Annotated in this window: 7 protein-coding genes; all 7 read left to right on the top strand. The window is 52.5% G+C overall.

Annotated elements, in window-relative coordinates; translation table 11 throughout:
* The first annotated feature begins 61 nt into the window (after positions 1–61).
* The 7 genes from rpoB (at position 62) to tuf (ending at position 12,444) form a co-directional block, all read left to right on the top strand.
* Positions 62–3,757, top strand: a complete 3,696-nt coding sequence (gene rpoB, locus BQ7397_RS07595; protein ID WP_077075495.1) for a DNA-directed RNA polymerase subunit beta — start codon at positions 62–64, stop codon at positions 3,755–3,757.
* Between the two features lie 46 nt (positions 3,758–3,803).
* On the top strand, positions 3,804–7,343 hold the full coding sequence (gene rpoC, locus BQ7397_RS07590) for a DNA-directed RNA polymerase subunit beta' (RefSeq protein WP_077075494.1): 3,540 nt from the start codon (positions 3,804–3,806) through the stop codon (positions 7,341–7,343).
* Between the two features lie 95 nt (positions 7,344–7,438).
* The gene (locus BQ7397_RS07585) at positions 7,439–7,981 is read left to right on the top strand and encodes a biotin transporter BioY (RefSeq protein WP_077075493.1); all 543 of its coding nucleotides are present in this window, start codon (positions 7,439–7,441) and stop codon (positions 7,979–7,981) included.
* Between the two features lie 165 nt (positions 7,982–8,146).
* On the top strand, positions 8,147–8,563 hold the full coding sequence (rpsL, locus tag BQ7397_RS07580; RefSeq protein ID WP_068457242.1) for a 30S ribosomal protein S12: 417 nt from the start codon (positions 8,147–8,149) through the stop codon (positions 8,561–8,563).
* A gap of 96 nt (positions 8,564–8,659) precedes the next feature.
* Complete coding sequence (rpsG, locus tag BQ7397_RS07575; protein WP_077075492.1) at positions 8,660–9,130, top strand: 30S ribosomal protein S7; 471 nt, start codon at positions 8,660–8,662, stop codon at positions 9,128–9,130.
* A gap of 15 nt (positions 9,131–9,145) precedes the next feature.
* Positions 9,146–11,221 (top strand): elongation factor G, encoded by a 2,076-nt coding sequence (gene fusA / locus BQ7397_RS07570; RefSeq protein ID WP_077075491.1) that lies wholly within the window; start codon positions 9,146–9,148, stop codon positions 11,219–11,221.
* Positions 11,222–11,250: 29 nt separating this feature from the next.
* Positions 11,251–12,444, top strand: coding sequence for an elongation factor Tu (tuf, locus tag BQ7397_RS07565; RefSeq protein WP_077074718.1), 1,194 nt, complete (start codon positions 11,251–11,253; stop codon positions 12,442–12,444).
* The last annotated feature ends 236 nt before the right edge of the window (positions 12,445–12,680 follow it).

Here is a 12,680-nt window from a genome sequence, read left to right as displayed (position 1 = left end):
GGAAATTCTTACACATACATTTTTTGTTTTTCGAAGAAACTGTAAGGGGTGAGGAATTTAGATGGTACATCCTGTTCAATATGGTAAACGGGAGAGAATGAGCTATTCCAGAATCGATGACGTGTTGGAAATACCAAATCTTTTGGGCGTCCAAACCGATTCGTTCAAGTGGCTCATCGACGAAGGTCTCAAGGAAGTGTTTCGGGATATTTCGCCGATCGAAGACTTTGCGGGAAATCTCATACTGGAATTTGTGGATTACTACGTGTCCGAAGAGAAAAAGTATGATTTCGAAGAAGCAAAGGAAAAGGACACCAATTATTCGGCACCATTAAAAGTCAAGGTCCGGCTTATCAATACGGAAACCGGAGAAGTGAAGGAACAAGAAGTCTTCATGGGGGATCTCCCCCTAATGAGCTCCACGGGTACCTTCGTCATTAACGGGGCGGAACGTGTCGTGGTCAGTCAATTGGTTCGCTCCCCCGGCGCATATTATAAGGTGGAATTCGACAAGACGGGCAAGCAATTGTTTTCGTCGACCTTGATCCCCAATCGCGGCGCCTGGCTGGAATTCGAAACCGACGCCCAAGGTGTGGTCAATGTGCGCATCGACCGCACGCGGAAGATTCCCATTACGATTTTGCTCCGTGCCATCGGCGTGGAAAGCAATATGGAAATCACCCGCCTTATGGGCGAAACGGAAGAGCTCTTAAAGGTTTTCGAAAAGGATCAAACCGCCAACAAACAGGAAGCGCTCTTGGAAATTTACAAGAAGCTGCGTCCCGGTGAGCCGCCGACGGTAGAAAGCGCCCAGTCGCTTTTCGAAAACATGTTTTTCGACGCCCGTCGCTACGACATGGCGAAGGTGGGCCGCTACAAATTCAATAAGAAGCTCGCCCTTCGCGAACGCCTGCAAAATCAAATTTTGGCGGAGGATGTCATCGACGGCGAAACCGGCGAAGTCATGGGCACCGCCGGCGAACGCATCAGCCGTGAGCAGGCCGTCGCCATCGAAAACGCCGGCATTAACCGGGTGGAAATCCTCGTCGACAATCCCGACGAATTGGGCGAACAAAAGAAAATCGTCCTACTCGGGAACAACTTCGTGGATCCAGATGCTCTGGATACGGACATCGACTTTAAAGCCCTGGGCTTTAGAGAAAAAATCTATCTTCCCCGCCTGAAAGAGCTCATGGAAGAGTACGAAGGGGAAGAGCTTCTTACGCGCTTAAAATTACATTACAAGGAATTGTCCCCGAAGCATATTTTGGTGGACGATATTTTGGCGGCGGTAAACTACGAATTTAACCTGTTCTACGGTATCGGTAAAACCGACGATATCGACCACCTGGGCAATCGTCGCATCCGTTCCGTGGGCGAGCTTTTACAAAACCAATTCCGAATCGGCTTAACTCGTATGGAACGGGTGATTCGCGAACGCATGGCGGTGCAAGATCCCGATTCCGCCACGCCCCAATCCTTAATCAACATTCGACCGGTGACGGCGGCCATTAAGGAATTTTTCGGCTCCTCGCAATTGTCGCAATTTATGGACCAAAACAATCCCCTGTCGGAGCTGACCCACAAGCGTCGTCTCTCCGCCTTAGGGCCCGGCGGTCTTTCCAGGGACCGGGCCGGCATGGAGGTTCGAGACGTGCACAACTCCCACTACGGAAGAATGTGCCCCATCGAAACGCCTGAAGGTCCGAACATCGGCTTGATTACATCCTTAACCACCTTTGCCCGTATTAACGAATACGGCTTCATTGAAGCGCCCTACAGAAAGGTCGTCAAAGGCGAAGGCTTGGTTACCGACGATATCGAATACATTACCGCCGATGTAGAAGACGAAAACATCATCGCCCAAGCGGACGAAAAAGTGGATGAAAGCGGCCACTTCATTAACGACCGAGTCATCGCCCGAGGCATCGACGGCCTCGTCGACGTCTACAAGAGCGAGGACATCAGCTACATGGACGTCTCGCCGCAACAAATCGTCGCCGTCGGGACCAGTATGATCCCCTTCCTGGAAAACGACGACGCCAACCGCGCCCTCATGGGCTCGAACATGCAGCGTCAAGCAGTGCCCTTGTTGAAAACCGAAGCGCCTATTGTGGCCACGGGGATCGAATACAAGGCGGCCCGCGACTCCGGCGTCTGCGTCATTTCCACAGACGACGGCACCATTAAAAAAGTATCCAGCGATAAAATCGTGCTGACACCGGATGACGGCAAAGACGACATCGTCTTCCGTCTCCATAAATTCGAAAAGGCCAACCAAGGCACCACCATTAACCAACGCCCCATCGTGACGGAAGGTCAAAAGGTGAAGCGAGGCGAAGTCATCGCCGACGGCCCCTCCACGGACTTAGGGGAAATGGCCTTGGGCAAAAATATTCTCATCGCCTTTATGAACTGGGAAGGCTACAACTACGAGGACGCCATGCTCATTAACGAAGAGCTGGTCATCGACGACGTGTTGACCTCCCTCCACATCGAGGAATACGAAGCCGAAGCTCGCGACACGAAATTAGGCCCGGAAGAAATCACCCGGGACATTTCCAATGTCAGCGACGACATGCTTAAAGACTTGGACGAGAGAGGCATTATCCGCGTCGGCGCGGAAGTGAATCCCGGCGATATCCTCGTCGGCAAGGTCACGCCCAAGGGCGAGACGGAGCTTTCCGCGGAAGAACGTATTTTGCGCGCCATTTTCGGCGAAAAGGCCAGAGAAGTCAGAGACACGTCCCTCCGCCTGCCCCACGGTGAAGCGGGCATCGTCGTGGACGTGAAGGTCTTCAGCCGCGCCGATGACGACGAGCTGCAGCCCGGCGTCAACGAAATGGTTCGCGTCTTTATCGCCACGAAGCGCAAGATTCAGGTCGGGGACAAAATGTGCGGTCGCCACGGGAACAAGGGGGTTATCTCCCGTGTCCTTCCCAAGGAAGACATGCCCTACATGCCCGACGGACGTCCCATTCAAATCGTGCTGAATCCCTTGGGCGTGCCCTCTCGTATGAACCTGGGACAGGTATTGGAAGTGCACTTGGGTCTCGCCGCCAAGAAGCTGGGCTGGCACGTAGCCACTCCCGTATTCGACGGCGCCAACGAGCAGGATATTTTCGACACACTGAAGCAAGCCGGCTACTCCGCCGACGGCAAGGTACAGCTTAGAGACGGCCGCACCGGGGAAGATTTCGACCACCCGGTCACCGTAGGCTATATGTACATGCTCAAGCTTCACCACCTGGTCGACGAAAAAATCCACTCCCGCTCCACCGGTCCCTATTCTCTCGTCACCCAACAACCCTTGGGCGGTCGTGCTCAATTCGGCGGCCAACGGTTCGGGGAAATGGAAGTGTGGGCTTTGGAAGCTTACGGGGCAAGCCACACCTTACAGGAAATGCTGACGGTGAAATCCGACGACATCGTGGGCCGTGTCAAGACCTACGAGGCCATCGTCAAGGGCGAAAACATTCCGCAACCGGGCATTCCCGAATCCTTTAAGGTTCTGATCAAAGAGCTGGAAGCATTGGCTCTTGAAATACAAGTACTGGACGAAGACGAAAACGAAGTGGATCTAAGTACCGACGACGACGATCTCAACCACTTGGATTCCATGGACGGAAAAATTGACGGAGAAGATGCTGGGGAGCTTATCGAAGGAAAATCGACGGTGGATGCCTTGGCCGGCATTCGCAAAATTTCCGGCGATACGATTCCGACAGGCTTTACACATGACGAAGAAGAGGAATAAGTCCTTTTCGACAGTTGAAGGTATATAAAGAAAGGAGTCTTGCTCCTTGAGCAGAAACGAATTATTTCATTCCATTAAAATCGGCTTAGCATCCTCGGAAAAAATCAGATCTTGGTCCTATGGGGAAGTCAAGAAGCCGGAAACCATTAACTACAGAACATTAAAGCCCGAAAAAGAAGGTCTTTTCTGCGAAAAGATTTTCGGACCCACGAAGGACTGGGAATGCTCCTGCGGAAAGTACAAGCGCCTGCGCTACAAAGGCGTGGTCTGCGAAAAGTGCGGCGTGGAGGTCACCAAGTCCAAGGTGCGCCGGGAACGCATGGGCCACATCGAGCTGGCCGCACCGGTCTCTCACATTTGGTATTTTAAGGGCATTCCTTCCCGCATGGGTCTGGTCATGGACGTCAGCCCCCGGGCGCTGGAAAAGGTCCTTTACTTCGCATCCTACATCGTTACCCGCGTGGACGAAGGGGTGCCGGATTTATACGAAAAGCAACTCTTATCCGAAACGGAATACCGCGAATTTAAGCGGGAATACGGCGACAAATTTGAAGCGGGCATGGGTGCCGAGGCTGTTCGAGATCTACTGCGCAAAATTGATTTAGACGAGATCTCCAAGGATCTCAGGGAGCAATTAGACGATGCCACCGGGCAAAAGCGCGTGCGCATTACCCGTCGCTTGGAAGTCATCGAAGCCTTCAGAAGCTCCGGAAACAAATGCGAGTGGATGATCCTGGATTGCATTCCCGTCATTCCGCCTGAGCTGCGCCCCATGGTGCAATTAGACGGCGGTCGTTTCGCCACGTCGGACTTAAACGACCTGTACCGCCGCGTCATTAATCGTAACAACCGTCTGAGAAAGCTTATGGACATCGGCGCGCCGGAAATTATCGTGCGCAATGAAAAGCGCATGCTGCAAGAATCCGTCGACGCCTTAATCGACAACGGCCGCCGCGGCCGCCCGGTTACCGGTGCGGGGAACCGCCCCTTAAAGAGCCTTTCCGAAATGCTGAAGGGCAAGCAAGGGCGCTTCCGTCAAAACCTGCTGGGCAAGCGGGTGGACTACTCGGGCCGTTCCGTTATCGTCGTCGGGCCCTCTTTGAAATTCTATCAATGCGGTCTGCCGAAAAACATGGCCCTGGAGCTGTTTAAGCCCTTCGTTATGCGCGAGCTGGTGGAACGGGAGCTGGCCCACAACATTAAAAGCGCCAAGCGCATGGTAGAGAGGGTTCGCCCCGAGGTATGGGACGTGCTGGAGGATGTCATTAAAGACCATCCCGTTCTCTTAAATCGTGCGCCTACCCTGCACCGTTTGGGGATTCAAGCCTTCGAACCGGTGCTTGTAGAAGGAAAAGCCATTAAACTCCATCCCTTGGCCTGTACGGCTTACAACGCCGACTTCGACGGGGACCAAATGGCGGTTCACTTGCCCTTGTCGGCGGAAGCCCAAGCGGAAGCCCGCCTCTTAATGCTTTCCACCAATAATATTTTGGCGTTAAAGGATGGCAAGCCCATTACCACCCCGTCTCAGGACATGGTCTTAGGGATGTACTACCTGACCTTGGACAGAAAAGGCCACGTCAAAGGCGACGGCATGACCTTTATGGACGAAAAGGAAATGATGCATGCCTATGCCAGCGGCTGGGCCCATCTCCATTCCCACGTCAAGGTGCGCCGCTTTAAAGACGAAAAGGACAAGCGGGGCAAGATCGTGGAAAGCACCATCGGTCGCTTCCTGATCAACCGCGCCATTCCCCAAGACTTAGGCTTTGTGGACCGGGAAAAAGATCCCTACGGCCTGGAAATCGATCAGGTGATCAACAAAAAGCTCTTAGGCAAAATCATCGATCGCTGCTATAAGCTGCACGACAATCTGGAAACGGCGGCCTTCCTCGACGAGGTGAAGAGCTTAGGCTACCACTACTCCACAATCGGCGCTATGTCCATCTCCATGGGGGACGTAGAAATTCCCAAGGAAAAACCGGAGATTCTCCATCAAGCGGATCTGGACGTTGAAAAATACGAAAAGGCGTACCGCAAGGGTCTCATCAGCGACGAAGAGCGCTACGAGCACGTTATCGACATTTGGAACGAAGCCACTGACCATTTAACGGACAAGGTTATGGAAGGCTTCGGCGAATTAAACAATATCTTTATTTTCGCCGACTCCGGTGCCCGTGGTTCCAAGAACCAAATTCGTCAATTGGCCGGCATGCGCGGGCTCATGGCCTCGCCTTCCGGACGAACCATCGAGGTTCCCATTACCTCAAACTTCCGGGAAGGTCTGGACGTATTGGAATTCTTTATGTCCACCCACGGCTCTCGGAAGGGCTTGGCGGATACGGCACTGCGTACCGCCGACTCCGGTTACCTGACCCGTCGTTTAGTCGACGTGTCTCAACAAGTGACCGTCACCGAGGAGGATTGCGGATCGGATAGCTACATCGTGGCCAAGTCCTTTAAGGACGGCCGCGAAATGATCGAAGAAATGCACGACCGTATCGAAGGAAGAACCTCCTACGAAGACGTGCATCATCCGGAAACCGGCGCCCTCCTCGTCAAGGCGGGAGAAATGATCGGTTCCAAAGAAGCCGAAGCCATTATTGCCGCCGGCATCGAAGAGGTGAAGATTCGTTCCGTCTTGGGCTGTAATTCCGAAGACGGCGTCTGCGCCAAGTGCTACGGCGAAAACATGGCCACGGGTCGTCCCGTGGGCATCGGCGAAGCCGTCGGCGTTATCGCCGCACAATCCATCGGCGAGCCCGGGACTCAGTTGACCATGCGTACCTTCCACACCGGCGGGGTCGCAGCGGCAGCGGACATTACCCAAGGTTTGCCTCGTGTCGAAGAGCTTTTCGAAGTGCGTAAGCCCAAGGGGCTCGCCATTATCGCAGAGATCAGCGGCACCGTGGACATCCGTGAAACGGCGAAGAAACGCGAAATCGTCATTACCGCCGACGACGGCACATCGGAAGCCTACACCGTGGTATACGGCGCCCGCATCAAGGTAAAGCCCGGCGACCTGGTGGAAAAAGGCGACGAGCTGACACAAGGCTCCGTCTATCCCCAAGACCTGCTTCGCGTCAAAGGCGTCATGGGCGTTCAGGAATACATCGTCAGAGAAGTTCAACGGGTTTACCGTCTGCAAGGGGTCGACATCGACGACAAGCACATCGAAGTCATCGTCAAGCAAATGATGTCTAAGGTGCGCATCGACGACGCTGGCGACACCAGTCTCCTCCCCGGCAGCATGGTAAGCAAGAAAGAATTCGAACGGGCCAACAAAAAGGCGGCGGAAGCCGGCCTTCAAGAAGCCACGGCGATCCCCACCTTGCTTGGGATTACCAAAGCCTCCCTGGCCACGGATTCCTTCCTTTCTGCGGCGTCCTTCCAAGAAACCACTCGCGTCTTAACCGATGCGGCCATTGAAGGGAAACAAGATTACCTCAAGGGCTTAAAGGAAAATATTATTATCGGTCAACTGATTCCCGCAGGCACCGGCGTTCGTGCCAACGGCACGGTCTATTGGGAAGAAGAGGACAAGAGAAAAAAAGATTTGGACATTCTCGAGGGAATGAGCCTGTAAAATAAGAAACTCCGCTTCGGCGGAGTTTTTTCTATTGACAAAGAAACCGTGAGGGACGATAATTTACAATAACATTGTAAATGGAGGTTCATCAAATGAAAACAAAACAACTGACGACCATGGCCATGTACCTGGCCCTTATTATTCTAAGCGGTTTATTATTTATTCCCACGCCCTTCGGCGTGCCCGTGGTTCTTCAAAACATGGTCTGCGCCTTGGCGGGCGCCGTCCTCGGAAAGAAATACGGTACGCTCACGGTTTTCGTCTTCCTGCTCTGTATCGCACTGGGTCTTCCCGTGCTGCCCGGAGGTCGCGGCGGTGCCGCTGTCTTTTTAGGTGCCACCGGCTCTTATTTTATCGGCTACCTGCTTTCGCCCTACTTCGTCGGTCTCGCCCTTGAAAAGGTAAAGAGCCGCAGTTATGTTACCTTTTTGATTGTCTTCGTTCTCTTCGGCGCATTATTCATTAACTTTTCGGGGCTTTTGGGTCTGTACAATAACAGCGAAAGTTTTTCCGCCGCCTTTAAGACCATGATCACCTTTATTCCCGTCGATTTAGTCAAGTCCGTTGCCGTTGCCTGGGTGGCTCAACGCCTTTACGTATCGAAGCGCGGTATTTTAAAAGAAATTCGGGGATAAAAGGGGATAAATCCCGTAAAATGCTTGAAAATTGAAGGAAAAGATGGTAAACTACCAGAGTGTAAATCGAACGCATTAGGAACTACCCGCTATACGGGTAGTTTTTCATGATTGAAATCGATTTGTGCTGTTAGAAAATCCCAATTATTAAAGGAGGTGCACTAAGTGCCTACAATCAACCAACTTGTAAAGAAGGGTAGAAAGAAATCCGAAACCAAGTCGAAATCGCCGGCTTTAGGATTCAACTACGACTCTTTACTAAAAGAGCAAACCGTCGTCAATTCTCCTCAAAAAAGAGGCGTTTGCGTCGCGGTTCGTACTGTAACGCCGAAGAAACCGAACTCCGCGCTTCGTAAAGTTGCCCGTGTTCGCCTTTCCAACGGCTATGAAGTCATGGCATACATTCCCGGAATCGGCCATAACTTACAAGAACACAGTGTCGTCTTAGTTCGCGGTGGTCGTGTCAAAGACCTTCCCGGTGTGCGTTATCACGTCGTACGCGGAAGCTTGGATACTGCCGGCGTCGACGGAAGAAGGCAAGCGCGTTCAAAATATGGTGCAAAGAAACCGAAAAGTAACTAATCAAAGAGCACAATCTTTTTAATAGATGCTCTTGGCACACGACGTATGTCGAGTACCGTTGATTTTTCTCAACCAAATAGTTAAGGAGGGAAGAGAATGCCAAGAAAAGGACATATTCCTAAAAGAGAGGTCATGCCCGATCCCGTGTACGGCGACGTTGTTATTACCAAGTTAATCAACAATGTCATGCTGGACGGTAAGAGAGGGACGGCCCAACGAATCGTCTACGGCGCATTAGAGGCCGTAAAAGAAGCAACCGGTGAAGAACCCTTAGAAGTATTCTACAAAGCGTTAAACAACGCCATGCCGGTTTTGGAAGTTAAAGCACGCCGTATCGGCGGTGCCAACTATCAAGTGCCCTTGGAAGTACGTCCCGAAAGACGTCAAACCCTGGGACTTCGCTGGATCGTCCGCTACGCCAGAGCCCGCGGTGAAAAAACCATGGTCGAACGCTTATCCAAAGAAATTTTGGATGCATCCAACGACTTAGGCGGCGCTGTAAAGCGTAAAGACGAAATGCATCGTGCAGCAGAAGCGAACAAGGCTTTTGCTCATTTCAGATGGTAAGAAAGGGGAAATTACGTGGCTAGAGAAGTGCCGCTTAATAAAGTACGCAATATCGGAATTATGGCGCACATCGACGCCGGTAAAACGACGACGACCGAACGTATTCTGTATTACACCGGTCGGATTCACAAGATCGGAGAAACCCACGACGGTGGCGCCCAAATGGACTGGATGGAGCAAGAGCAAGAGCGTGGCATCACCATTACCTCTGCTGCTACCACCGCGCACTGGAAGGGTTACCGCCTGAACATCATCGACACACCGGGCCACGTTGACTTTACCGTAGAAGTTGAACGTTCCCTTCGCGTGTTGGACGGTGCCGTCTCCCTGTTCGACGCCAAGAGCGGCGTTGAACCCCAATCGGAAACGGTTTGGCGTCAAGCTGATCGCTACCACGTTCCCAGAATTGCGCACATCAACAAAATGGACGTAACCGGTGCGGACTTCTTCCGTTCGGTTAAGACCATCGAAGACAAATTACACGGCAATCCCGTGCCGATTCAAATTCCCATGGGTGCCGAAGAAACCTTTATCGGCATGATCGACTTGGTCACCATGGAAGCTGAAATCTACAAGGACGACATGGGAACCGAAATCGAAATTACGGAAGTGCCGGAAGAATACAAGGCACAAGCCGAAGAATGGCGCGAAAACCTCATCGAAAAGGTCTCCGAATTCGACGAAGACTTAATGATGGCTTATCTCGAAGGGGAAGAAGTAACCCAAGAAGCTATTAAGCGCGCCATCCGTAAGGGAACCTTGGCCGTAGAAATGACTCCGGTGACCTGCGGTTCCTCTTACAAGAACAAAGGGGTTCAGTTGCTGCTGGATGCCATTATCGACTACCTGCCCTCGCCGGTAGACATTCCCGCCATCGTGGGCATCGATCCCGATACGGAAGCGGAAGAAGATCGCCACGCAAGCGACGAAGAACCCTTCTCCGCATTGGCATTTAAAATCGTTACCGACCCCTATGTAGGGAAGCTTTCCTACTTCCGCGTTTACTCCGGTACCTTAAAGGCCGGTAGCTACGTCTTCAACTCCAGCAAGGGCAAGAGAGAACGCGTCGGTCGTATCCTTTTAATGCACGCCAACAAGCGTGAAGAAGTGGAAGAAATCTACGCCGGTGAAATCGCCGCTGCCGTCGGTTTAAAAGATACATCCACCGGGGACACCCTCTGTGACGAAAATGATCAAATCATTTTGGAAAACATGGAATTCCCGGAACCCGTTATCTCCGTCGCCATCGAACCGAAGACCAAGGCTTCTCAAGACAAAATGTCCATCGGCCTGCAAAAGCTCGCCGAAGAAGACCCGACCTTCAGAACCTACACCGACGAAGAAACCGGTCAAACCATTATCGCCGGCATGGGCGAATTGCACTTGGATATTATCGTCGACCGTCTGCTCCGCGAATTTAAAGTCGAAGCAAACATCGGTAACCCGAAGGTATCCTATCGCGAAGGGATTCTCAGCTCCGCCGACGGCGAAGGCAAATTCGTTCGTCAATCCGGTGGTCGCGGTCAATACGGTCACGCCAAGATCAAGGTCGAACCCTTGGAACCCGGCAAGGGCTTCGAATTCGAAAACAACATTGTCGGTGGTGCGATTCCCAAGGAATTTATCGGCCCCACCCAACAAGGGATCGAAGAAGCGATGCAAAACGGTGTTCTGGGCGGCTACGAAGTCCTCGACGTCAAGGTCAGCCTCTACGACGGCTCCTTCCACGACGTGGACTCCTCGGAAATGGCATTTAAGATTGCCGGCTCCATGGCCCTGCGCGACGCATTGTCCAAGGCAAGCCCCGTCTTGTTAGAACCGGTTATGAAAGTTGAAATCGTCACTCCCGAAGAGTACATGGGCGATGTTATCGGCGACATTAACTCTCGCCGCGGCCGTATGGAAGGGATGGAGCTGGTAGCCGGCGCTCAAATCGTCACCTGCTACGTGCCCTTGGCAGAAATGTTCGGCTACGCAACCAGCTTGCGTTCCAACACCCAAGGTCGTGCCAACTACTCTATGCAGTTCGACCACTACGAACAAGTTCCCAAGAACGTGTCCGAAGAAGTACTCAACGGAAAAAATAAATAAGTTAATTCTACTCTAAAGGAGGATTTACAATGGCAAAAGGAAAATTTGAAAGAACTAAACCCCACGTCAACGTCGGCACCATCGGCCACGTCGACCACGGCAAGACCACCCTTACGGCGGCAATCACCCTCGTATTAAACAAACGCTACGGCAGCGGCGAATTCGTCGACTACGCAAACATCGACAAAGCCCCCGAAGAAAGAGAACGTGGTATCACCATCTCCACCTCTCACGTCGAATACGAAACCGAAAAGCGTCACTACGCACACGTCGACTGCCCCGGTCACGCCGACTACGTTAAAAACATGATCACCGGTGCAGCCCAAATGGACGGCGCCATCCTCGTCGTATCCGCAGCAGACGGCCCCATGCCCCAAACCCGCGAACACATCCTCTTGGCCCGCCAAGTCGGTGTACCGAAAATCGTCGTCTTCTTAAACAAACAAGACCAAGTCGATGACGACGAGCTCATCGAACTCGTCGAAATGGAAGTACGTGACCTTCTGAGCGAATACGAATTCGACGGCGACAACACCCCCATCACCGTAGGCAGCGCCTTAAAAGCATTGGAAGATCCCGACGGAGAATGGGGCGACAAAATCGTCGAACTCATGAACACCGTCGACGAATGGATCGACGATCCCGTTCGCGACATCGACCACCCCTTCCTCATGCCCGTGGAAGACATCTTCTCCATCACCGGCCGCGGCACCGTCGCCACCGGTCGTGTTGAACGCGGAACCGTCAAAGTCAACGACAACGTCGAAATCGTCGGCTTAACCACCGAAAAGAGAACCGTCGTCGTTACCGGCGTCGAAATGTTTAGAAAACAACTCGACCAAGCCGAAGCAGGCGACAACGTCGGCCTCCTCCTTCGTGGCGTCCAAAGAGACGACATCGAACGCGGCCAAGTCCTCGCAGCCCCCGGCAGCATCCATCCCCACACCAAATTCGAAGCCGAAGTCTACGTCCTGAGCAAAGAAGAAGGCGGACGCCACACCCCGTTCTTTAACGGCTACCGTCCCCAATTCTACTTCAGAACCACCGACGTAACCGGCGACATCACCTTAGCAGACGGTGTCGAAATGGTCATGCCCGGCGACAACGCCACCTTTAAAGTAGAACTCATCACCCCCGTCGCCATGGACGAAGGCCTGCGCTTCGCCATCAGAGAAGGCGGCCGCACCGTCGCCTCCGGGGTCGTATCCAAAATCGTAGAATAAAAACCAAAACAAATAGAGAAAAGGACGTGGAAACACGTCCTTTCTCTATTTAAAAATACATATTTCTCGAAGAAAAAAAGACCGCTTTTCTCTTTTTTTAAGTAGATCTTCATTCGGAACAAGGGCACACCAAAGAGAACGTCGTGGTGATTTCTCTTCGCACAAAAATTCTTCATTCACGGCTTTTAAACCCGGGGACGGGGGAAATCCCGCCGGGGTCCGATTTTAATTGCGTA

The sequence above is a fragment of the Aedoeadaptatus urinae genome, assembly GCF_900155585.1.
GTDB lineage: Bacteria > Bacillota > Clostridia > Tissierellales > Peptoniphilaceae > Aedoeadaptatus > Aedoeadaptatus urinae.
Note: the sequence above shows the minus strand (reverse complement) of the source record. Positions and strands in the feature narration are given on the sequence as shown.

Coding starts and splice junctions, on each gene's coding strand:
- BQ7397_RS07585 (WP_077075493.1), top strand. CDS start 7,439: ATGAAAACAAAACAACTGACGACCATGGCCATGTACCTGGCCCTTATT.
- tuf (WP_077074718.1), top strand. CDS start 11,251: ATGGCAAAAGGAAAATTTGAAAGAACTAAACCCCACGTCAACGTCGGC.
- rpoB (WP_077075495.1), top strand. CDS start 62: ATGGTACATCCTGTTCAATATGGTAAACGGGAGAGAATGAGCTATTCC.
- rpsG (WP_077075492.1), top strand. CDS start 8,660: ATGCCAAGAAAAGGACATATTCCTAAAAGAGAGGTCATGCCCGATCCC.